A 22,212-nucleotide genomic window follows, 5' to 3' on the forward strand; every position below is an offset into this window, starting at 1 on the left:
ATTTTCGCTAACCCTCCTGTAGAAGTTGCTCCCCGCTGCGGGCCTCATTGACGGCTGCCACATAAATGCCCAGGAGGATGAGGACTCCACCTATCATTTGGTACCAGAGCAACAGCTCACCAAAGACTAAAAAAGCAAGTATACTGGCTCCCACTGATTCTCCCAGTATTGATACTGCTACAATGGGAGCCTTTACATATTTTAAAGCCCAGTTGAGAATCCCGTGTCCAGCCAGGCCCGGTCCCAGGGCCAGCAATAAAAACAAAATCCATTCCCGCGGGGGATAGGAAAGCAAAGGCAAACCAGCCAGGGCTGAAGCCGGGAGCAATACCAGAACCGCCACCAGCGCTACCATGGAAGTATAAGGCCAGACATCCACCCGCACCCGCACATAGCGTCCGATGATAAAATAAACCGCCACAAAAAAACCACTCAGCAAAGCCAGCATATCTCCATAAATTCGTCCTGAACCCAGGTCACCACCGGCAATGAGGCTGCTGCCCAAAATAGCTACTATTATACCGGCTATCACCTGCTGTTTCATCTTTTCCCGGAGAATAAAAATGGAAAAAAGCAAAACAAAAATCACCTGCAGGTTGGTAAAAAGTACCGAACTGGGAATGCTGGTATAGTTGAGGGAGCTAATCCAGAAGGCAAAATGCAGGGCCAGGAAGAACCCCGCTATTATAATTAGAATAAAATCCCGGCGGGGCATCTTCTTGATATTGGGAAAGATATCCCTACTTCCCAGCAGGGCTGCCAGGCCAGCAGTGAAAACTACGCGATATAGGGCAATTATCATGGCGGGCGCGGTCGAAAACCTTATAATAATAGATGATGTGGCCATACAGAGCACGGATAAGAAAATCAAACCATATATTAAAACAGGTCTCATGCCCCTACTCCCAGATACGACTGTATTACCCTTTCATCATTCTTTATTTCTTCCGGTGGACCCTCAGCAATCTTTCTTCCGTAATCCAGTACGGCGATACGCTCACATATATTCATCACCAGGCTCATATCGTGCTCCACCAGTAAAATAGTAAGCTTCATTTCCTGCCTGATTTGCTCAATCAATTTCATCAACTCAACTTTTTCCCCGCTATTCATCCCAGCGGCGGGCTCATCCAGCAATAGCAAACTGGGCTTTAATGCCAGGGCCCGGGCAATCTCCAGTCGCCTTTGCTCCCCATAAGCCAAGTTGTCGGCATATTCCATCTTCTTGTCGTAAAGACCCACCAGTTCCAGCAATTCCTCGGCCCGGCCCTTAATCTCCTTTTCTTCCCGCAACATGGAGGGCAGTCCCAGGAGGCTTTTAAAGAAGCCGCTGCGGCTGATGCCGTGGCTGCCGACCCGCACATTGTCCAGAACCGAAAGCTTGTTAAAAAGACGGATATTTTGAAAAGTCCGCCCTATGCCCAGCCGTGCGATATTATGGGTGGCCATACGGTTAATCCTCTGTTCCTTAAAAATCAAGTCCCCTTCGCTGGGAATATATATACCGGTGATAATATTAAACAGGGTGGTTTTACCCGCTCCATTGGGGCCGATAATACCGAATATCTCCCCTTCTTCCACCACCATATTTACCCCATCCAGGGCCCTTAAACCTCCGAACTCCTGGCTGATTCCTTCCAGGGTCAAGACCGGCATGTTTTCACCTCTTTTCGCCCCCAGCGCTTTTTAAGGTCATATATACGGACATCTCCTAAAATCCCATTGGGACGGAAAATCATCAGTATCACCAAGAGGGCTCCATAGAAGAGAAGCCGGTATTCCGCCACAATACGCAGCATTTCCGGGGCCAGAGTAAGTATAAAAGAGCCCAGAATGGTGCCGGGAATGCTCCCCATTCCACCCAGGATAACCATGTTTAAAAGCTCAATCGACTTCATAAAGCCGAAATCCTGGGGATTGATATAATACATATAATGAGAGTACAGGCCTCCCCCCAAGCCGCCTAAAAAAGAACCGGCGGTGAAGGCCAGTATCTTTAAGCGGGTGGTGTCAATCCCGGTCGATGCAGCGGCTATTTCGTTTTCCCTGATGGCATAAAAGGCCCGCCCCATTCGGGATTTTAACAAACGGGTATTAAGGGCGATAATGATCAAGGCAATAAGCCATACGGTGATGAAGTTGGTGTGCTGGGGAATACCTGACAATCCCACTGCTCTGCCTCCGGGTTCGAAATTAAGAAAAAATACCCGTATGATCTCGGCAAAACCAATAGTAACCATAGCCAGGTAGTCGCCTTCCAAACGCAGGGTGGGTATGCCGATCAAAAAACCAAAAAATGCCGCTACCGCAGCCCCGGTCAGCAAGGCCATGAGATAGGAAAAACCAAATTGCATGGAAAGAATGGCCGAGGTATAGGCGCCAATACTCATAAATCCGGCATGGCCCATGGATAACTGGCCGGTAACACCGGTAATCAGGTTCAAGCCCAGGGCCAGGATAATATTTATTCCCAGCAAAATCATTATGCGCAGGTAATAGGGATCAATGTATTGGGTTATTGCTGCATCCAGACCATTCACTATTACACCTTCTTCGATATCTTCTGCCCCATCAAACCCTGGGGACGAATCAATAAAACCAGAATTAACATACCAAAAGCAATAGCATCCTTATAGGAGGAAGAAAGATATGCCACCCCCATTATTTCCATTATCCCCAGGCTCAAACCACCAATCATGGCTCCCGGTATGGAGCCGATTCCCCCCATAACCGCTGCCGCAAAGGCTTTTAAGCCGGCCATCATTCCCATATAGGGCCAGACCGCGTTGTAATACACCCCTACCATTACTCCCCCGGCAGCAGCTAGAGCCGAGCCTACGGCAAAGGTGAAAGAGATAACCCGGTTGACATTAATCCCCATCAGATAGGAAGCATCCAGATCCTGCGAACAGGCCCGCATGGCTTTGCCTATACGGGTCTTCTGCACCATGAATTGCAGGCCGATCATTAACAGGGCCGAAACCGCTAGTATGAGTATCTGCATTAGGGAAAGATCCAGCGAGCCCAGATGGTAAGTCTGATGGGCAATCACTTCCGGGTAGCGGTGGGTATTGGTTCCAGCCATCAGGGCCATCAGGGTGGAAAGAAAAATGGATACTCCAATCGCACTGATCAGTGCCGAAAGGCGAGAGGACTTGCCCCGAAGGGGTCGATAGGCGATTCTTTCAACCAAAATCCCCAAGAGCATACAGAAAAGCATGGCTACCAGCATAGCTGCTATCAAGTTGAAACCGAAGAATGAAACCAGAATAAGCCCGGCAAAAGCTCCAAACATATAAATCTCACCATGAGCAAAATTAATCAGTTGGACTATTCCGTAAACCATGGTATAACCCAGGGCAATCAAGGCATAGGTGCTTCCCAGGGTCAGACCGTTCAGCAATTGTTCCCAGAACATAAATTTCCTCCCTGACGCTTGGCGCGATTATTGTTGCTGCAAAAGTTACTAATATTATTTTGCTGTATAAATATAACCGCTCGCAATCTACGCATGGGCAACACCTGCGGCTTGTCTTGCGGCTCAAGGGGTACCGCGCTAATCTCCCGTCCATGGGAGGCAACCTCAATAGTGACACCCGCAGGGTGGAACACCAGGCGTACCCGCAACCTTAATAGTAACATCCGCAGGATGGAACATCAGGAGTACCCGAAGGGTGCAGGGTGCAGGGTGAAGCGCTCTCGCGATGTCCTATCGCTCGCCCCCTTTCGCCTGCTCGCCTTCGCCGGTTGTTGCATCCATGCTTCGCCAACGCTCGCTTGTATATTATACAACCCTTATACCACATTTAGGTATTTAGCAGTGGAATCTTCTAATGGTTATTGTAGAAAAGTCCCTCAGGGCCTTTTTACAATACCCCTAAAAGTTAGGTGATAGCCTGCCCTGAGGGCGGGCTATCACTACACTCCATTATTCACTCAGGCTTACTGAACTTTTACGGGGATTTTCTCCAGGAGGAAAAATTCTCCGTCCTTAACCGTAATGAGACAAATCGGGCTCTTTATTGGTTCCCGATCAGCCCTGAAAGTAGTGTTTCCGGATACTCCCGGATAATCCTTTAACTTGGCTAGTTCGTCCTTAAAAACTGAAGGATCCGTACTCTTGGCATCGGTCATGGCTTTAGCCAGAATCATAATCGCATCATAATACTGAGCGGAGAACATATCCGGTTGTTCCTTATATTTTTCTACATACTTTTTGATAAAAGCGTCCGTCTCGGGACTGGGCTGGTCACTACTGAAGCCGCAATAGTATATTACCTTTTCTTCTACCGCATCTTTGCCCAGTTTAATCAAGTCGTGTCCATAAAGGCCATCCCCACCTAAGAGGGTGATGTCGAGTCCCTGTTTTTTGGCTTCATTCTGCAACAGGGCTGCTTCGCGGTAATAGCCGGTAAATACCAGAACATCCGCCCCGGTATTCTTCAGTTTGGTAATCTGGGCGGTGAAATCCGTTTCCCCATCATTTATGGTATCTTCATTTACAATCTTCCCGCCTTTGGCCTTAATGGCTTCCTGGAAAACTGGAGTCAGGGCAGTGCTGTAACCATTATTAAGCGAAGTAATTATAGCAAATTTCTTCCATCCCTTGCTGTTCATCATCCAGTCAACCACGGAAGGAACGGCAAATTGGTCCAATAGGGTGTTGCGGAATACATAATCCCCAATTTCTACTACACCGGTGCCGGTAGCCCCGGCGGAAAATATAACTACTTTGTTCTTTTGAGCTATATCAGCAGCTACTTTGGTTAGACCGGTACAGGGGTCACCCACCATAGCCACAACTTTATCCCTGGTAATGTATTTGGTGGCAATCAGAGCTATTTCTGAATTTTCCCCTTTATTATCTTCATAGACCCCTTCTACCTTCTTACCCAATATACCACCCTGGGCATTCAAATCATCAATAGCCATTTCCATTCCCTTTTTACCAGGAATGCCATAGTTGGCCACATCACCGGTAGTTGCTCCCAGGAAACCCAGTTTGATTACTTCTTCCTGGCTCTTGTCCGCATCCTTATTGCCCTCGGCAGCTTCCTTGTTGCTGCTGCAACCGGCGAGCATCGCCACGGCCAGAAGCAGGCAGAGCAGGATGGCCCATCTCGATTTTCTTCCCCTTATCAAATTTTTTTACCTCCCTTTATCCTCATTCATAACGAGGTGAAATTTCCCGCTTCTTTAAGCGGTCGGGTTCCCATTAACAAAACAGGCAGCGGGTTCTAATCCCCAGCCTCGTTGCAGCGGGGTGTGTTGAAACTGCTCCGCAGTTTCTTCCGATGCTTAAATATTACTAAAACTCGAGTTTTCTCACCTCCAAAATCAAAAAATGCACCAACTTAATATATTCCTTTCCCCGGCTCAAAATCCTGCACGAGCAGGAAAAAAAGCTGAAAAGCCAGAATCTTGCAATATTGTTGAAGGATTATTAAATATCGGCAGCGGTAAAAGCCGAGAGAGGAATATCGTAGTAATCATTGGCCTGTAAGAAAAGCTGAACCCGGGGATCAAAGCGGTACTCTTCCATTAGCCTTTTAAACATCAAATCAAAACTGCTCAAAGCTCCGCTTCCCTTGCTGTTGATGAGTCCTTCTTGTTCGGCAAACAACTGGGTGGCTGCCGATCCGCTCCAGCAGATAGAATAAATCAGCTGCTCGCAATCCCCCATCAACTGGCAACAGATATAAAAACGGCAGATAAGAGAGCGCAAGGGGTAAATACTACAGATATTATCCTGTAAAAATATGCAGGGATTGGGTTTCATCCGAACGATTCCCGCTTCCAGTTTCTCCGCATCAAAAAAGTCCGCGGAGAGAAATTCCTTATAAGTCAAGTGCAAATGAGCGGCCATCTTTTTAAAGGAAATAAGATCGGGGATTACATAAGCCGTCTGGCAGCAATTATGCAAGCATCCCCGACAAGTAGCGTGGTTACCGGCGGCATAGGATTTGAAAAGCTCGCTGTCATCACAGAGAGGTTGCCAGAGATCCAGCAAATCCTGAATACTGGCTTCTCCTCCCAGTCTAATGCCTATCGCCGGTTTTCCCTGCTCCGTTCCGGTATATAGTTCCAGCTTCTTCACGAGTTACCCTCCACAAAATAGGACACCAGTTTTGCTTCGACTGCAAAAAGTATAAATATGTATGGTTAATAAGAAAAGTGAGGCGTAAGGGGTGAGGGGTTAATTGATTCCTACTACATCTTACTATTTCAGCACCTACTAACTCACTTTTCATCAGTGGTTGTGGCCCCTGGGCTATGGGGGGTTAGTAAGAAAATTTGGGTTTAGACGCAGAAGGACGCTGATCCTTCGGGCGCAGCAACCTTAAAAGCAACCGCAGGGATCATCAGTGGTACCCGCAAGGTGGTTTACGCTGATACTATCTTATAAAATCTTAATAAATCAGCGTTAATCAGCGTCAAAAAATTCGCACTTGTTGCTTTCCCTATTTTCATCGGTGGTTGTGGCCCGGCACTCAGGCAAAATTACAAGTGTTAATAGATGTAATTGACAGTGAGTACCGACTTAGCCCAAACTTTTTATGGCATTACGGGCCAACTGGTCACAGCGTTCATTCCACCTGTCGCCGGAATGACCTTTAACCTTTTCTACTCGTACCCGATTCTTTCGCAGCAAGGGAATAAGTGCTTTCCATAGATCCTGGTTGGCCACATCCTCTTTTTTGCTATTCTTCCAGCCATTCCTTTGCCAATTCTCCAGCCAACCCTTTTGAATTGCATTAATAAAATAGGCGCTGTCCGAATAAACCCTGATCTCCCATCCGCTGCCCTTTATAGCCTTCAAAGCTTCTATTACTGCCATTAATTCCATACGCTGGTTGGTGGTATCAGCTTCAGCCCCGGCGATTTCTTTTTGATGCTCTCCATATGCAAGTACTGCTCCCCAGCCTCCCGGACCTGGATTTCCCGAACAAGCCCCATCAGTATAAATTATTATCTCTTTCATTACTACTCCATTTCATGCCGGGGATTGACTTTTACTATCTCCACTGCATCAGCCACCGCAACCAGCAACTCTATCTTTAATTCTTTTTCCAAAAAAGCGGCTTTGGAGATGACTTCACCCTTGTCACTGGCCACATAACGGGGTTTCATCTTGTTCAAAGCCAGCGCACACACATCAGCCATACAGCGGTCACAGCGACATATTCCTGGGCGGTGTTCAATTACCTCCTTAAAGCATTCCCAAACCAGTTCCTCCACGATATTAATAACCTTCATATCGCCTATATCCACCTGGCCCACCTGCTTTTCCAATATTTGTGGCATTTCCGCAAATTCCCACCATAATCAGCCTCAGGAACTTTCCACCCAGCGCCCGGGGCCAAGCATATAGCGGTCATATCCGTTTTTACTCTTAATTGCCCTATTTTACTATTTCCACATAAAAAAAGATTCCCCTTTACGGGAATCAAGCTTCCGCAATTTTTTTATCGCTGCTATCAGATTGCTTAACGAAGGATTTTACATCCCCATCCAGCAAAGCCTCGTTGTCCTTTTGCCTTTCTTTATTTACAGCCCGAGCTTTATTTTTAAGTTGCTGCTGGTTATCAGTGGCATAAAAACCTGAACCTTTAAAGACAATGGCTACATTTTTACTTATCAACCTTTGCACCTTGCCTCCACAACTGGGGCACTCGCTCAGTGCATCCTCCGTAATTTTCTGCATCTTTTCAAAACAGCCGCAGTTTTCACAGCGATAGTCATAAACTGGCATTTACATCATCCTCCATCAATACGAATTTTAGCGAAATATCACTATCTACCGCTCCAAAAAATATTTTACACATACTACCTCTGCTTGACAAGCAGGGAGGTTATACATTAATCAGGCTGAAATAAACAATAACGGCCATTACTCCGTTCCATACCCCATGGGCCAGCATAGTAACCAGGATGCTCCCAGTTTTTTCATAAAAATAGCAGAGTACAGCACCACCTACCGCCAGTGGTATAGTACGCCAAAAGTCCCAATGGGCCAGGCCAAAAATCAAACCCGCTACAATTGCTCCCCATAGAGGGCCAAGGTAGCCCCTTACCACCGGGTATATCATTCCCCGGTAAAAGAGCTCTTCAGAGACCGGTGCCAGTACTGCTCCCATTACCAATAAGATTATAAACTCAGAACCACCTTGAACTGAACGGAGCATCTCTTCAAAAACCTGGGGCTGGATATCGGGTTGGAGGTAATTGATGGGTAGTCCCAGCAGCAGTACCAGCAGCATTAATAGTAAGCCACCCATAATTCCATAGCGCCAGTAGTTGCTCCAGCTGGTATTAATAAGACCCAGGTCATTCAAGCCGGCATTATTAACAAAAACACTTAGAAAAAGAACCAATAAAACTGTAACCATAAATTGGAATACATAAGCTACCGCAAAAAAAGCCATTTCTGTCTGCGGCATCCCTATAGCCAGCATTAAAAAGGCTATTTCTTCACTACAAAAACTAAACAGCAAGCCGGAGAACAATATTCCCAAATACACCAGTATAGGCTCCAACCAGTTCCACTTAAGCTGCTGTCCGTTAATCCCTTCCAAGAAAATCCCCCTTTCTATTCTCTTTAATTATACATCTTATTTTTTCGCTGCTTTAAGGAAAAACTATTAAAGCAAAGGAGGTTGACAAGTTTTGAGTCCAATACTTTATATTTTTCTTTTAACCCTGGTGGTGGCACTTATGCTCTACTGGGTAATTTCCAGCCTGGATACACGCAAAAAAAGTAAAGAACGGGAAGAAATCGATTTTCACCTGGAGACCGCTCAAGAATTGTTCAAATACCTGGAACCAGAACAGGAAACTGGCGATGTACTCCATTTAAGCTCTCATCCCGGTTATATCCTGGCTTACTGGAGAATTAATCCTAAACGTTGGAAACAGCTTGAAGCAAAATATGGTCCTAATATTGGGGTAAATTCATTGGCTATACGATTACACGAATCCGGTTCTAGCTCAAATACCTTCGAATTACCCATAGAGGAACTGGACGGGACCTGCTACTTCAAATCCAATTCCCAGGTTAGTTATTATGGGATAATTGGCCTACAAAAGGAAGAGAATTTTATTCCCCTCATGCTCTCCAATCCCGTTTTTTCCACTGATGGGGCTGAAGCGGATTAATAGGTATTTGTTTTATATCCACCAAAGGTTAATGAGCACCAGCAGGGAATAGGTAAAAAATAAGAGGGCACTGCTTCTCTCCATCTTCCAGTTGAAGACTTCTTTTAGTATTTTTTGGCCCTGGAAAAAACGCTTGAAGGCTAATCCAAGGACGAGTAAATGAAGCAGTTCAAAGGCGGCAAAAAGCACGGTAAAACCAAGTATAACGGGATTGGCTACTATTAGGAATACCAATAAAAAATAGCTTGCTTCCAGTAAAAGGGACAAAAAGAGCATAAGCCATATGCGAACCTGACTCTTGGCTCCCTTCTCTATCATCCAATTAGCCAAAGAGCTTAGTAGCTCCAGTTCAAAGCTCTCCGGATTACCTTTGATAATTTTAATGAAGTAAACGGAATAAAGTAAAAAGATACTTAAGGCCAAGAAGCCTAGAGTTATTTCCATTCCCTTCACAACCTTCCTCTCGCTGCCAATACCAGCCTTATGATTCTGCTAAGGGCATCTTTAAGCATCGGGAGAAACTGCGGAGCAGTTTCAACACACAGCTGCAACGAGGCGGGTGATTAGAACCCACCACCTGCTTTTGTTAATAGGAACCAGCTGCTTAGCGGGGGACATATTTCGCCTCGTATAAAAATATATACCAGGGAGGAAGCAAGAGCAAGGAAAACAAGGCGGAAAAAAAATAAGCCCCCTTGACAGGGGGCTCTCAAATCGCATAATAAAACAGGCTATACTGCAAAACCCCTTTTGCTGCATAAATTGCATAAATAATACGAGCGAGCGTTGGCGAAGCATGGATGCAACATCCGGGAAGGTGAGCAGGCGACAGGGGCGAGCGACAGGATGTCGCGAGCGCGCTAACTCCCATGGACGGGAGATTAGCGCGGTACCCCTTAAGTCGCGAGACAAGCCGCAGGTGTTTCCCATGCGTAGACTGCGAGCAAGTATATTTATGCAAGCAGAATAATATTATGTCTTTTGCAGTACCAGAATATTTTAAGCAAGAACGTTATTTAGCTCTTTGACCACCTGGTGCAAATCGGCCACCATAGAATAGTCAGCCATTTGGTGTATATAAGCATTTTCATCGGAATTGACCGCCACAATCACCCGGGCATCACGGATGCCCACTGTAAACTGCACCTGTCCGGAAATACCCAGCAAAACGGCCAGATCCGGCTGGCACTTCTTGCCGGAGAGCCCAATGACCCTGTCTTCCGGTAGCCATTTCTTATCTGTAGCCAGCGGTTTGGAACAGGCCAGTTCTCCTCCGAGCTTCTTCGCCAGGCTTTCCACCGCAGCCAGGTCTTCCTGGCTGTTCAAGCCCTGTCCTGCTACCACCAGCACCGAAGCTTCTTCTATATTTGCACTGCTGCTGTCCTTGGCCCGGAATTCCAGTAATTTAATCCGGGAGGGTGGGACTTCCACTTGCAGCTCATCGATACTGCCGCCGTCCCGATCCGGAGCCGGGGCAAAAGCCCGCGGTACTATAGCCAGCACCTGCTTTTCCCCATCTATATACTGGGTGGCTACGGTAGCCCCGCCCAGCGCATTACGCTGGCAATGAATCTGCTCCCCTTCCACCTTGACTGCGGAAATATCCGTCAGGCAACCCGCTCCCAGTACCTGGGCCAGACGCCCGGCCAGTTCGCGGCCCCGGCGGTCAGAGGATAGCAATACTATGGAACAGTCCAGCTTCCCGCAAGCCTCTTTTAAGGCCATCGCCACATTGGCGGCATCAGCCGGAAGCACTGCCGGGTTTTCTATCTTATATACTCTGGCTCCGGCAGCCGATAAGAGCTGGCATTGGCTGGCATTGTTTATACAAGCCACCTTTACTTCCCCACCCCGAGCATCAGCTATTAAACCGGCCACAGTCAATAATTCTCGAGCCAGCTTGTCTTTATCACTATAAATCAATATTCCTGCCATTTCTCCTACCTCCCGATCAGGTTTTCGCCCTTAAGGGCCACTACCAGTTCGTCAACACTCTTGACGGCTACCCGCTTGCGGTCACTCTCGGGAGCCAGGTTGCTCTCGGTCTTTACCGGGCAGATATCACCCAGGTCCAGAACTAAATCACCCGGTTCCAGAATTTCCTTGGGCTTTTTCCCGGCTTTTAGTATCTGAGTTACGGAAGCTATGCGCGGCTCATTAATCCCGGAAATGACAGTTATCACCGCTGGCAGTCCTATTTCCACCAACTCCTCACCGTCTTCCAGGGAACGGCTTACCCGCAAGCTTTCTCCTTGAAGTTCAATAGCGGAAGCATAACCCACCTGAGGCAAGCCCAGTATTTCCGCCACTCGCGAGCCTACCTGACCGGAATAGTTATCTCCGCTGCCCTCACCAAAGATAATCAAGTCTACCTTCTCTATTCGCTGGATGGCCGCAGCCAGTATTTTGGCTGTTTCCGCACTACCCAGCTTATCCAGCTCATCGTCGATGATGAGCAGAGCTTCATCTGCTCCGGCGGCCAAAGCTTCCTTGGCCGTATCTTCCAGTTCCTCGTTACCGGCGGAAAGCAAAACCACCTTCCCCCCCTGGGCTTCTTTAATCTGAACCGCAGCCTCCAGGGCGTTCTTGTCTATAGCGCCCATGGTCCAGGGGACATCTTCCAATACGGGCTGCCGGTTACGAATCCTTATTTGTTGCAAATCAGGTATTTGTTTCATAGCTACTACAACATTCATCCTTCTATCCCCCTACTATATTTCCTAGCCGAAGCGAAATTGCACTCCGCTTCCGCCGCCGGGATAATTCCATTCCAAGACCTCGGTACCGCAAGCCAGACGGCAAGTGCCGCATTCCAGGCATCCATCAATGGTAAATTCAACGACACCTTCGGCATTTTCGCTATAAAGCCCGGCCGGGCATACCAGAATCGCCCTTTTCAAGCGGGGGTCTTTCTCCATACCTGGCCTGATCTTTATATGAGCTTCTTTATCGGCTTTAAAAACATCCAATCCCAGCTTGGCTTTCAATCCTAATATTTCACTCATATTTTCATCACCTTCCTCGCATCCCCCAACATGGACCACAACTCGCTAAAGCCAAGGTATTGCTTTATAGTTGGGTAAAGTCGATTCTTGGGGCCAGCAGGAACAGCATATATATCCCGCATCATATTTCCCAGCATTTCCGGGTAATGTTGGAATAAGCGGGGATTTTCCAGAGCGTGAGGTGCTTCCTGGAAATTCTTGAAGTCTTCCATAACAAAACTTTGCCCCAGGAGTTCCTGGTATACCGCCAGTCCCCGGGCACTAAAATCCTCCGCCTTTTTGGCTGCAATCACAGCCTGAGCCGCATAATAACCGGAGGCCAGGGCATATTCCATGCCTCGAACCGTAACCCCGATGTTCATGGAAAAACCAGCAGCATCACCGGCCAGCAGAATACCATCCCCAAAAAGTTTGCTCATGGCCTGGTAGCCTCCTTCCGGAATGGCATGGGCAGAATACTCCACTGTCTCCCCGCCTTTTATCAAAACCGCTATTTCCGGGCGTTGTTTAAATTCATCCAAGAGCAAGGGAGCCTGTACAGCCGGCTGGCCCTGCATCAAATCCTTGATGCCCACCACTATACCCAGGCTGATACTATCCTTATTGGTATAAAGGAATCCGCCACCGAACTTGCCCCGGGTTACCTCTCCCATAAACATACGGGCCAGGCCTTCATTGCCCTCCAGGCCAAAGCGCTCATTAATGACCGTCTGGTCCAACTCAATGATTTCCTTGAAGCCCACGGCATGATCTTCCGGCTTACCCGGCTGGCGCAGACCGGCTTTTTCCGCTACCAGGGACAGTACACCATCACAGGCGATTACCACATCAGCATAGAGCTCATCCCCTCCGGCTACTACCCCGCTTACCCGGCCATCCACTTTTATCAAATCATCCACCCGGGTCTTGTCCACCAGCATGGCTCCTTTTCTTTCCGCCTGTTTGGCCAACCAGCGGTCAAACCTGGCTCTAAGGATGCTGTAGCTCTGGTAGGGCTCCTGACGCAGCTCGTCTCCTTCATAATTTATGGTCACCGAGCGCTCCCGGCTCATTATAGTTACTCCTTCATGGCTGATAAATCGCTCCAGGGGTGCTTTTTTCCACAAATCAGGAAATAACTCGCGCACCGGGTTAATATAGAGACGCCCGCCGGTCACATTCTTAGCTCCGGGGTAGTCACCCCTTTCCAGTACCAGCACCTCCAGGCCTTCCCCGGCCAGGGTATAGGCGGCTGCCAGGCCCGCCAGGCCAGCTCCTACTATAATTACATCGAATTTCTCCATATAAGCTTCACCTCCTGGGATTTCCGTATTTATCTCCCCGAATAAAGGAACTGCAAAAAGTTATTAATGTTCATTGGCTTGTATAAATATACCGCTCGCAGCCTTCGCATGGGCAACACCTACGGCTTGTCTCGCGGCTCAAGGGGTACCGCACTAATCTCCCGTCCATGGGAGGCAACCTTAATAGTGACACCCTCAGGGTGGAACACCAGGCGTACCCGAAGGGTGAAGCGCTCTCGCGACCTCCTGTCGCTCGCCCCCTTTCGCCTGCTCGCCTTCGCCGGGTGCTGCATCCATGCTTTGCCAACGCTCGCTTTGTATATTTATACAACCCTTTAGGCAACATTTAGGTGTTTGCAGTGGAGTCAATACTATTATCTTTACCCTTTGCTCCTCAAAATAGAAGACGCCACAATCAATTTCTGCATATCGGCTACTCCTTCAATTTCCGGTCCAATTATGGCATCACGATAAACCCGCTCAATAGTATAATCTCTCATAAGTCCATAAGAACCGTGCACATCAACCGCTATACGCGCCGCATCCACCACATTGTCGCCACAATAAGCCTTGACCAGAGCAGCCTCCGCGGCAAATTTGCCCGGGTCTTTTATGTCATTGGCCAGGCAGCCCAGACGGTAGCACAACCAGCGCGCGGTTTCATACTTGATAGCCAAATCGGCGATCTTAAGCTGAATGGCCTGGAATTTCGCTATGGGTTGGCCCCGATGGGTTTTTTCCCGGGCATATTTGCTGGCTTCCTCCAGGGCGGCCAGAGTTCCTCCCAGGGCTGCGGTACTGGTGCCAATCTTGCCCAGGGCAATTCCCAGCAGTAAAATGGGGAAACCCTGCCCTATTTTACCCAGCAGGTTATCTGCCGGTACTTTCACATCCTTCATATATACATCCAGTAATTGTCCTCCATGCATGCCTATTTTTTCCCAGGGCTCCGATATGGAGTAGCCTTCGGCCCACTTGTCGAGAATAAAAGCAGTTACTTCCCCGCTTTCCATCTCGCGGGCAAAAACCACCATGGCTCCAGGATAATTGGCATTGGAGATAAAGCGCTTGGTTCCGTTAAGAATATAGAAATCACCCTGTTTTACGGCGGTAGTGGTAATCTGTTTGGGATCAGAACCGGTTCCCGGTTCGGTAAAAGCGAATGATACGATGTGTTTGGCTTTGCAACCTGGAATCATGTACTTTTTCTTCTGTTCTTCGGTTCCAAAGGCAGATATGGCCCCCAAACCCAGGGTATGAGCAGCCATGGTCATAGCTATACCGCCAGAAACCTTGGCAATCTGCTCCATAGCCAGGACATAGCCATCATAACCCCCATCGGCTCCACCGTACTCTTCCGGGAAGGGAATACCAAAAAGGTCCAGCTCCGCCATTCCAGCTAAAACCTCCTCGGGAATCTTGCTTTCCTCATCGATCTGTTTGGCTACAGGAGCTATGCTTTTCTCCGCAAACTCCCGGGCCATCTGTTGAATTAACGACTGCTCCTTGCTTAGATTAAAATCCACAATATGCAACCCCCTTATATCCTTTTTTAATATCCTGCCATTTGCTTTAGCGCTGATTTAGTTTAGATATTAGTCATTGCCCTATAAACAAATAATATCATATCCGAAAAAAGACAACAAAGAAGAACACTCTCGCTATTTAGATACAAAACCCGGACAGCAAATGCCCGGGATAATAATTCCTTTTCCTGGCTTTTTGTCAATAGAATACAACAACGGTTCTTCCTAGTTGCTGTTTTTGTTCAGTTGTTTGTCTATAAGATCCAGAGAATGTTGAAATATTTGGGATATTTGCGGTTCAACCAACTGCCTTATATATTTATTGAATTCAAGGGCCATTGGAACCAGGTTCTTTTCCGCCAGTTCCTGACCTTTTTCGGTAAGATAAATTTTAAGACTGCGGCGGTCTTCCGGATCTTCCTTTCTCTCCACCAGGTCTTCTTTGACCAAACGATCAATTAACCCGGTAATTGCAGGGCTATCCAATTGGATACGGGTGGCTATGTCTTTCACACTGGTACCCGGATGATCCATGACATCAAATATCACAAAGCTCTGGGCGGCGGTGACCCCGTGTTCAAGACAGCGGTTGTTGTACATGCGGCTTATTTTGCGTGACAGGGCATTCAGGCGAAAACACCAAAAAGTAGTAAAATCTAACATGCTAAACTCCTCATTTATTGTATTTGGCAGATGGAACATATATATTGATCCAGGAAAATAGGAATTCTATAAATCATTAATCCCTTAATAATTATTATGGCAATAGTACCTATATTATTAAACTTTATTTATCTACCTGCTGTCAAGGTGCTTTTCACCCTTAGGATGCCACTCATGCCCAATTTTTAGCCAAACCAGGATAACGACCAGGATTCAGGAATCACCCCTCACTTTTCCTCTATGATGGTTTGGGATAGAAACGCGTTTTCAGGCTGTCCCGCAGTTCACCCCGCAGGTCAGGATGAGCAATGGAGATCAGTTCCAGGGCTCTTTCTCTCCTGCTCTTGTATCTGAGTTGGGCTATCCCGAATTCAGTAATTACATAATTGGTAAATGTCCGGGGAACGCTTACCGGGGTACCCAGGGGCAATTCCGGAACAATGTTGGATACGAGACTTCCATCCGGCATCTTACGGGCGGCGCTCAACATGTTTATGCCCTTGCCTCCCTCCGACCAGTAGGCCCCAATCAGGAAATCCAATTGCCCACCTACCCCACTGACCATAGTATGTCCCACTCCTTCGCAGGAGCTATGACCACTGAAGTCAATCATCAAAGAGGTGTTCATGGCTATCAGGTTGGGATGCTGAGCAATAAAGCGGGGGTCATTGGTATATGAGCCGGGATATAACTGGCAGGAAGGATTTTCGCTGATGTAATCGTATAAAGCCTGGTCACCCAGGACAAAAGAGGCAATACTGATTCCTTTATAGATAGGTTTACGGGAGTTATTCACAATTCCTTCCTCTACCAATTGGGGCAGAGCCAGGGGAAGCATTTCGGTAAGAATACCCAGGTCATGTCTACCTTTCAAGCCAGCAGCTACCGCCTCAGATATCCCACCCAATCCCATCTGTATGGTATCACCATCATTTATTAATTCCAGTACATAGTTGCCAATCTTCTGCTCTACCTCAGTGGCCTGGCCTCTTTTGAAAGCCGGAATAGGAGCAGATCTCTCAATAATATAGTCGAATTCAGATATATGCATCCAGTTATCCCCGAATATAATGGGCATCTGCTCATTAACTTCGGCAATTACAGTTCGTAAATGACCCCTTTTTCTTCCCCCTCGAACGGCGTCCAGGGTATAAAAACAGGTAGGACCCAGGTTAACATAACCATGCTTGTTGGGAGCACTGACCATCAAAGCAAATACATCGGCCCGTTCAGCATATTTATCACCGGCATCCATGGTGGTAGCCGGGCAGAAATCCGCAAGCTGAGCCGCGTACATTTTTCTAATGGTGGCAATCCCAAAAATCGGCATATGGGTAATGCGTCCTTCGATACTGGCCATAAACTTGGGGTCATAGAGTATTGAAGGGTAAATCTGAATGGAATCGCTTATTATTACATCCTGGAGCTCTTCGTGGCGATCCAGTATAGCATCAAACATCTGCCCCGAACAGGAGCCGGTGCCCAACGGACTTGCCACTACGTCTCCGGATTTTACCAGTTTGGCTGCTTCTTCGTAGGAAACCAGTTTCTTATTATAATCTTGCTTCCATTTCTCCAATGCCATTCTTTCTCCTCCCTTTGCTTATATTAATTACAGACCCTGGTAAGCTGCCCGCTTTATTTAGCAAAGCTTTTGAAGCTGCATAGGCTTTGGTAGGCTTATTGGCCAGATGTTTTTTCTTTTTATGTGTTACCGGTACCCCATCCACTTTTCCAATGGACAGGGTACCGGCCAAATTATGCCCTTATTATTTCTTCATCCGGTTGGCCAGGAGGCTGATCATCATGTTCTGATTCCTGTTTTCCATTACTATAGCAGCTTCCAAGCTGCCAATATCAATGTTCAGGTTAACTGCTTCCTTGGTAAGCTTCATCGCCAATGGATCCTTCTTAGCTATGGCCTGGGCAATCTCCAGGGCCGTGTCAAATAGTTTTTCTTTTTCCACACAACGAGAGGCAAAACCAAGCTGCATGGCTTCCTCAGCATTCATCCAGGCCCCGGTGTATAGGAATTCATAGGCCCGTCCACTACCGATGATGCGGGGCAGAAAATAACTGCTGCCCATATCCGCTCCAGCCAATCCAACATTAACATAGGCAGCGGAAAAGCGGGTGTCGGGAGAGATCACCCGTATGTCAGAAGCTATGGCAAAGCTGAAACCAGCACCGGCCGCGGCTCCGTGTACCGCACAAATAATGGGCTGGGGACAATTCCTCATATTTATCTGCAGCTCGCCAATAGGCATCTGCAGGTCATACATAGCCGGAATATCCGCCATTACCTGGGGCTTAATAATATCCGCCACTTCCATACCAGCACAAAAGCCCTTTTCGCCTTCGCCTTTCAAAATAACGACCCGGGTCTCAAGATCCCTTTTCAGCTTGAGCCACAGGTCGTTTAATTCGTTTAACATAGTCATATTCATGGCATTATACTTTTCCGGTCGATTAAGCGATACTAGCAATATCCCTTTTTCCAGTTTCTCTGTTTTAATGGTCTGGTAATCGTAATTCATGGTTTAACCCCCTTATACTTTATAAATCAACTGAAAACTAGAGTCCGTACCCTGTATCACCTCCCAGCTTCTTTTAAAAGAACTTTGCTCTAATACTAACAATTTCGATTAATATATTATTAATTATATTCTTAATAATCTCTTGGGACTTGTCAAGCCAGGGCCTCAGAAAGGAGAAATAAAAAAGGGCTTAGAGGGAGGCAGTAATTAGGAAAATTCAATCCTCACCATCATTAGTCACGAACAGAATCATCCAGTGAAAATCCTTTTTCCCGAAAGAGGGTCAGGCAAGCTTCCACCACCTCGGGGTCGTATAATTTTCCAGCATTCTGGGTAATCTCCTCCAGGGCATATTGAATACCCAGTGCGGGACGGTAAGGTCTATGTGAAGAAATGGCTTCCACTACATCAGCCACAGCAATAATCCGCGCTTCCAGCAAAATATCCGGTCCCAGCAGGCCGTAAGGATAGCCGGAACCATCCATTTTTTCGTGATGCTGCAATATAATCTGGGCTACCGGATAAGGAAAGTCTATCGCTTTAAGCATTTCATAAGCATTGAAGGGATGGGTTTTAATAATATCAAATTCGATGGGACTCAAGCGACCCGGCTTGGACAAGAATTCGGCCGGTATACTGATTTTGCCGATATCATGGAGGATGGCAGCAATATGTATTCCCTCGATTATTTCCTTGGGGAGGCCCATTTCTTCAGCAATGGCACAGGCCAGCACGCTCACTTTTTTCTGGTGCCCTGAGGTATAGGGATCGCGCTTTTCCAACATTGAGGCCAGACTCTCTACGGTTTGCAGGAGTACATCGCGCAGCTTCTTTTCCGCCACGTGGCGGGCCCTTATATGTTCCCATTCCCGCAACCCCCGCAGGATAAAGTCAGGCAGGCCAGCAAAGGCTTCCGGCGATTTCACCAGATAATCCAAAGCCCCGGCTTTAATGGTTTCTACCGCCAGCTCCTCGTTGCCGTAGCTGGTCATCATAATGATAGGATAGGACGACTGCTCCTTATCCGGAGAAAACAGCTCAATTCCCCGGCCATCAGGAAGCAGCCAATCACAAACTACGATATCGGGTTTCCTCTCCTCCATGTAGATGCGGGCCTCCATCAGGTTGCTGCTGAATCTTAGCATAAAGCGAGACTGGTGGTCTTCGAAGGCTCTTTGAATTAACTCGGTATGTAGTTCGTCATCCTCAACAATAAGAACTGAAATACGTTCTTTCATTTTGCAGCACTCCTTGCTCAAGTGTATCGATCGTGAAAAACAGTTCTGCCTGATGTTTAGAATGACTATGCTGTTGTCAAGGTATGTACTTAGGCCTTTTTAACATTGCCGATCAATACTTTTCTCATCTCACCGGGTTCGCATTGCATTTCAGCCAGTAGCGTCCCAGCTTTAGCATCAATTCGTTGAATTGTTGAAAATCCATGGGCTTGACCAGGAAGCTGTTGGCATAATAATTGTAAGCCCGGTAAATATCGTTCTCCGACTCGGAAGAGGTTAGCACCACAGTGGGAATAATCCTTAGCTCCTCCGCTTGCTTGATTTCCTTTAACACTCCCAGACCATCTACCTTAGGCAGGCGCAGATCCAGTAGAATAAGGTTGGGACGGGGATACTTCTCCTCCTGGCTATATTCTCCCCGGTGAAATAGATAGTCCAGGGCTTTCTCTCCATCCGTAACATGAATAACATGGCTTTTTATCTGCTGTTCTTCCAGGCTGCGCATGATAAGCTCAGCATGATCCTCGTTATCTTCCACCAGCAGGATATTTAGCCTTGACTCATCCATCATTCTTCTCCTTTCTTACCTATCGGGAACATCAGGCAGGGTAAAATAGAAAGTACTGCCCTGGCCCGCTCCGGCTGACTCCACCCAAATACGCCCCTGGTGAAGCTCAATAATCCTTTTAACCAGAGCCAATCCGATCCCGGTACCTTCAGTACTTTGATCTAATTTATCGAAAAGCCCAAATACCTTTTCCCGGTATTTGGCTTCTATGCCTATACCATTGTCTTTTATAAAAAAGACGCACTCGCCTTCACCGGGGAAATATCCTATTTCAATTCGCGGGCGCTCATTGTCCCCCATAAACTTGATGGCGTTTTCCAGCAGGTTTTGTACGACTTCAGCTATTCGCCTGCGATCACCTTGCACCCAAGGCATATAAGGAGCTACCACTACCTCCGCCTTTTTCTGGCTGATAGGCCCGGAAAGTAATTCAACCACCTCGAAGCAAAGCTGGTTCATGGGGAAGTTGCTGTAAGGGTTTAATATACGGCCGATACGAGAGAGCTCCAGGAGATCCTCCAGCAGTTCCTCCATCTTGCCTGAAGCATTGATAATTCGCTGTATGTCTTTTTGCAGGCGAGCGGTTTTACCTTTCTCCAGGTCTTGCAGGAGCAGCCCGGAAAAACCTTTTATAGTAATAAGGGGGCTGCGCAAATCATGTGATACCGTATAGGTAAAACGCTCCATCTCGGCATTTTTGGCTTCCAGTTCTTTTATCTGCTGCTGAATCGTGGCTTCCGCTTCTTTGCGCTCGCTGATATCTGTATAAAGAACATAGTAGCCCGAACTGGCAATGGGAATCATGGTAACCAGTACCGGCAGCAATTCACCGTTCTTCTTTTTTCTCATGCTTTCCCGACTAATTGCCTGCCCATCGGAAACCATCCTGGACATGAAAGCGGATTCTTCTCTCATTTCTTCCGGGACCAGCACTTCCTCCAGAATAAACCCCCGGCATTCTTCAATACTATAGCCAAAAAATTCAAAAAACCGAGGATTTGCATCCAGTATCCTATGCAGAGAATCGCAGAGAACGACTGCATCCGGGGTATTGTAAAACAGCGCCTGCAGGTTGGTGCTTTGACGATAAATCTCTTCCTCCGCCCTCCTCCTTTCACTGAGGTCGCGGATAGCGGCCGCCCTGACTTCACGGCCTTGGTAGATAAAACTCCGGCCTTGAATCTCAACTGGAACCCTGGTCCCATCCTGGCGCAAGACTATGGCTTCATAGGGGGCCTGGCTAGCGCTCATCATCTGACTCTTGACTATTTCCCGGGCTTCCGGTGCGGTAAAACTCATAACATCAAGCCCGATAAGCTCTTCCCGGCTGTAGCCAAAAAGTTCTTCAGCAGCCTGGTTGGCTTCTATGCAAATCCCGTTTTCAGTAATGATAATCCCCTCAAAACTGGCTTCGGATAAAGCCTTGAAGCGGTCTTGGCTCTCTTGCAAAATCTTCTGGGCCTCTACCTGATCGTTGATATCCCAGGCCGCCAGCACAATATGACCGTCCGGCAGCGCTACGCTATGTATATTAAAAAAGCGCCTTTCCCCATCCCGGCGGCGCAAAACGACCTTTCCCTTGGAGTATCCTATTTCTTTCAAGTTCTGGTACCAGGAGCGCATAATTTCCCGGCGATTGGGCATTTCCGCCAGCACATTCTCTTCCCAAACCTGGCTGGTACTGACCTCTTCCAGGCCATATCCCGTATATTCTATAAAACGCGGATTAACATAGAGGGTTTTCCCCTCAGGATCGACCAGGACAGTGGCCACCGGATTGTTTTCCAGCAAGAGCAACAAGGATTCTTTCTGGCGCAATAAATCAGCTTCGATAGCCTTGCGCTCGCTGATATCAAAAGCCGAAACTATTACCGTCCGCTCTCCCTCAACACTAGTATTTTTAGCCTTAATATGTACCCAAAAGCAGTTCCCCTGCTTCCCCAGCAGTCGCAGTTCATAACTATCCGGCACCTCTTCCCCACGCTGCCGGGCCAATCCCATTTGCCGCGTCATTTCACGCAAATCTGGATGGACTATATCCCAGAAATCCATGGAATAAAACTCCTCCAGGCTATATCCTAAATCATTCTGCAGTTTCGGGTTTGCATAAGAAAATTTTCTTCCTCTTATAACTGCAATCATAATATCAGTGTTTTCATTTAATTCAATTATTAATGGCAATAAGTTATTGTCGATCATGCTTTCGTCCTTATTTTGACATATTTCCATGTTTATT

The 22,212-nt window shown here is 47.4% G+C and carries 24 protein-coding genes; 1 reads left to right on the top strand and 23 read right to left on the bottom strand.

Annotation, left to right across the window (positions count from 1 at the left end; translation table 11 throughout):
* Positions 1 to 7 precede the first annotated feature (7 nt).
* From SWOL_RS10910 to SWOL_RS10955, 10 genes are all read right to left on the bottom strand, one after another.
* The gene (locus tag SWOL_RS10910) at positions 8 to 895 is read right to left on the bottom strand and encodes a DMT family transporter (protein WP_011641492.1); all 888 of its coding nucleotides are present in this window, start codon (positions 893 to 895) and stop codon (positions 8 to 10) included.
* Positions 892 to 1,656, bottom strand: coding sequence for an ABC transporter ATP-binding protein (locus SWOL_RS10915; protein ID WP_011641493.1), 765 nt, complete (start codon positions 1,654 to 1,656; stop codon positions 892 to 894). Before SWOL_RS10915 ends, SWOL_RS10910 begins: the two co-directional genes overlap by 4 nt.
* Positions 1,644 to 2,540: a branched-chain amino acid ABC transporter permease gene (locus SWOL_RS10920; protein ID WP_011641494.1), complete on the bottom strand. Its 897-nt coding sequence runs from the start codon at positions 2,538 to 2,540 to the stop codon at positions 1,644 to 1,646. The genes SWOL_RS10915 and SWOL_RS10920 overlap by 13 nt, the downstream gene beginning before the upstream one ends.
* A 2-nt stretch (positions 2,541 to 2,542) precedes the next feature.
* Positions 2,543 to 3,418, bottom strand: coding sequence for a branched-chain amino acid ABC transporter permease (locus SWOL_RS10925; RefSeq protein WP_011641495.1), 876 nt, complete (start codon positions 3,416 to 3,418; stop codon positions 2,543 to 2,545).
* 524 nt (positions 3,419 to 3,942) lie between these two features.
* Entirely contained in the window at positions 3,943 to 5,142 is a 1,200-nt protein-coding gene (locus tag SWOL_RS10930; protein ID WP_011641496.1) for an ABC transporter substrate-binding protein, read from the bottom strand.
* Between the two features lie 301 nt (positions 5,143 to 5,443).
* A complete protein-coding gene (locus tag SWOL_RS10935; protein ID WP_011641497.1) occupies positions 5,444 to 6,097 on the bottom strand; it encodes a YkgJ family cysteine cluster protein in 654 nt (217 codons plus the stop codon).
* A 444-nt stretch (positions 6,098 to 6,541) separates the two neighbouring features.
* Positions 6,542 to 6,982 (bottom strand): ribonuclease HI, encoded by a 441-nt coding sequence (gene rnhA, locus SWOL_RS10940; RefSeq protein ID WP_011641498.1) that lies wholly within the window; start codon positions 6,980 to 6,982, stop codon positions 6,542 to 6,544.
* A gap of 2 nt (positions 6,983 to 6,984) precedes the next feature.
* Entirely contained in the window at positions 6,985 to 7,305 is a 321-nt protein-coding gene (locus tag SWOL_RS10945; RefSeq protein WP_011641499.1) for a late competence development ComFB family protein, read from the bottom strand.
* Between the two features lie 142 nt (positions 7,306 to 7,447).
* The gene (locus tag SWOL_RS10950) at positions 7,448 to 7,753 is read right to left on the bottom strand and encodes an FmdB family zinc ribbon protein (RefSeq protein WP_011641500.1); all 306 of its coding nucleotides are present in this window, start codon (positions 7,751 to 7,753) and stop codon (positions 7,448 to 7,450) included.
* A 100-nt stretch (positions 7,754 to 7,853) separates the two neighbouring features.
* Positions 7,854 to 8,576 (bottom strand): CPBP family intramembrane glutamic endopeptidase, encoded by a 723-nt coding sequence (locus SWOL_RS10955; RefSeq protein ID WP_011641501.1) that lies wholly within the window; start codon positions 8,574 to 8,576, stop codon positions 7,854 to 7,856.
* Positions 8,577 to 8,667: 91 nt separating this feature from the next.
* Between SWOL_RS10955 and SWOL_RS10960 the strand changes: the two genes are divergently transcribed.
* On the top strand, positions 8,668 to 9,156 hold the full coding sequence (locus SWOL_RS10960; protein WP_011641502.1) for a hypothetical protein: 489 nt from the start codon (positions 8,668 to 8,670) through the stop codon (positions 9,154 to 9,156).
* Positions 9,157 to 9,168: 12 nt separating this feature from the next.
* Here the strand turns inward: SWOL_RS10960 and SWOL_RS10965 are convergent, their stop codons facing one another.
* The 13 genes from SWOL_RS10965 to SWOL_RS13755 all read right to left on the bottom strand — a co-directional run bounded on the left by SWOL_RS10965 (position 9,169) and on the right by SWOL_RS13755 (position 22,205).
* On the bottom strand, positions 9,169 to 9,600 hold the full coding sequence (locus SWOL_RS10965) for a hypothetical protein (protein ID WP_011641503.1): 432 nt from the start codon (positions 9,598 to 9,600) through the stop codon (positions 9,169 to 9,171).
* Between the two features lie 555 nt (positions 9,601 to 10,155).
* Positions 10,156 to 11,091, bottom strand: a complete 936-nt coding sequence (locus SWOL_RS10970) for an electron transfer flavoprotein subunit alpha/FixB family protein (protein WP_011641504.1) — start codon at positions 11,089 to 11,091, stop codon at positions 10,156 to 10,158.
* 5 nt (positions 11,092 to 11,096) lie between these two features.
* Positions 11,097 to 11,852, bottom strand: coding sequence for an electron transfer flavoprotein subunit beta/FixA family protein (locus tag SWOL_RS10975; protein ID WP_011641505.1), 756 nt, complete (start codon positions 11,850 to 11,852; stop codon positions 11,097 to 11,099).
* Between the two features lie 24 nt (positions 11,853 to 11,876).
* The gene (locus SWOL_RS10980) at positions 11,877 to 12,161 is read right to left on the bottom strand and encodes a ferredoxin family protein (protein ID WP_011641506.1); all 285 of its coding nucleotides are present in this window, start codon (positions 12,159 to 12,161) and stop codon (positions 11,877 to 11,879) included.
* Entirely contained in the window at positions 12,158 to 13,444 is a 1,287-nt protein-coding gene (locus SWOL_RS10985; protein ID WP_011641507.1) for an FAD-dependent oxidoreductase, read from the bottom strand. The genes SWOL_RS10980 and SWOL_RS10985 overlap by 4 nt, the downstream gene beginning before the upstream one ends.
* Before the next feature lie 380 nt (positions 13,445 to 13,824).
* Positions 13,825 to 14,970, bottom strand: a complete 1,146-nt coding sequence (locus SWOL_RS10990; RefSeq protein WP_011641508.1) for an acyl-CoA dehydrogenase family protein — start codon at positions 14,968 to 14,970, stop codon at positions 13,825 to 13,827.
* A 225-nt stretch (positions 14,971 to 15,195) separates the two neighbouring features.
* Positions 15,196 to 15,633: a MarR family winged helix-turn-helix transcriptional regulator gene (locus SWOL_RS10995; RefSeq protein ID WP_011641509.1), complete on the bottom strand. Its 438-nt coding sequence runs from the start codon at positions 15,631 to 15,633 to the stop codon at positions 15,196 to 15,198.
* 238 nt (positions 15,634 to 15,871) lie between these two features.
* Positions 15,872 to 17,218 (bottom strand): acetyl-CoA hydrolase/transferase family protein, encoded by a 1,347-nt coding sequence (locus SWOL_RS11000; protein ID WP_011641510.1) that lies wholly within the window; start codon positions 17,216 to 17,218, stop codon positions 15,872 to 15,874.
* Positions 17,187 to 17,390: a hypothetical protein gene (locus tag SWOL_RS14600; protein WP_041427553.1), complete on the bottom strand. Its 204-nt coding sequence runs from the start codon at positions 17,388 to 17,390 to the stop codon at positions 17,187 to 17,189. The genes SWOL_RS11000 and SWOL_RS14600 overlap by 32 nt, the downstream gene beginning before the upstream one ends.
* A 12-nt stretch (positions 17,391 to 17,402) precedes the next feature.
* The gene (locus tag SWOL_RS11010; protein ID WP_011641511.1) at positions 17,403 to 18,170 is read right to left on the bottom strand and encodes an enoyl-CoA hydratase/isomerase family protein; all 768 of its coding nucleotides are present in this window, start codon (positions 18,168 to 18,170) and stop codon (positions 17,403 to 17,405) included.
* A 233-nt stretch (positions 18,171 to 18,403) separates the two neighbouring features.
* The gene (locus SWOL_RS11015; RefSeq protein ID WP_011641512.1) at positions 18,404 to 19,408 is read right to left on the bottom strand and encodes an HD-GYP domain-containing protein; all 1,005 of its coding nucleotides are present in this window, start codon (positions 19,406 to 19,408) and stop codon (positions 18,404 to 18,406) included.
* A 124-nt stretch (positions 19,409 to 19,532) separates the two neighbouring features.
* The gene (locus tag SWOL_RS11020) at positions 19,533 to 19,979 is read right to left on the bottom strand and encodes a response regulator (RefSeq protein WP_011641513.1); all 447 of its coding nucleotides are present in this window, start codon (positions 19,977 to 19,979) and stop codon (positions 19,533 to 19,535) included.
* Between the two features lie 12 nt (positions 19,980 to 19,991).
* Positions 19,992 to 22,205: a PAS domain-containing sensor histidine kinase gene (locus SWOL_RS13755; RefSeq protein ID WP_049750136.1), complete on the bottom strand. Its 2,214-nt coding sequence runs from the start codon at positions 22,203 to 22,205 to the stop codon at positions 19,992 to 19,994.
* Positions 22,206 to 22,212: the final 7 nt, after the last annotated feature.

It is taken from the genome of Syntrophomonas wolfei subsp. wolfei str. Goettingen G311 (genome assembly GCF_000014725.1).
GTDB lineage: Bacteria > Bacillota > Syntrophomonadia > Syntrophomonadales > Syntrophomonadaceae > Syntrophomonas > Syntrophomonas wolfei.